The organism is Acidovorax sp. FJL06 (assembly GCF_003852545.1).
Lineage (GTDB): Bacteria > Pseudomonadota > Gammaproteobacteria > Burkholderiales > Burkholderiaceae_C > Acidovorax.
This window is the reverse complement of record NZ_QAJR01000093.1, coordinates 1-458: the sequence shown is the minus strand read 5'-3', so window position 1 is coordinate 458 and position 458 is coordinate 1. Positions and strand designations below refer to the sequence as shown.

Genomic DNA, 458 nt, shown 5'->3' with positions numbered 1-458 from the left:
GCCCACCAACCACTTGGACCTGGACGCCCTGGTCTGGCTCGAAGCCTGGCTCAAGCGCTATGCGGGCACCATGATCGTGATCAGCCACGACCGCGAGTTTCTCGACGCCATCACCAACGTCACCCTGCAGATCCAGCAAGGCGAGTTGAACCGCTACGGCGGCAACTACAGCAAGTTCGAAGAGCTGCGCGCCCAGCAACTCGAACTGCAGCAGGCCAGCTTTGCCAAGCAGCAGGAGAAGATGGCCCACCTGCAGAAGTTCATCGACCGCTTCAAGGCCAAGGCCAGCAAGGCCAAGCAGGCGCAAAGCCGGGTCAAGCAGCTCGAACGCATGGAGAAGATCGGCCCCGTGCTGGCCGAGGCCGACTTCACTTTCGAGTTCAAGGAACCGGCCAACCTGCCCAACCCGATGCTGGCCATCAGCGAGGCCTCGTTCGGCTATGTGGACGACGAGGGCG

At 62.2% G+C, this 458-nt stretch carries 1 pseudogene; it reads left to right on the top strand.

Annotated features, from left to right (window positions below):
- Positions 1-458, top strand: a pseudogene (locus DBV10_RS22635) (ABC transporter); the annotation flags it as partial.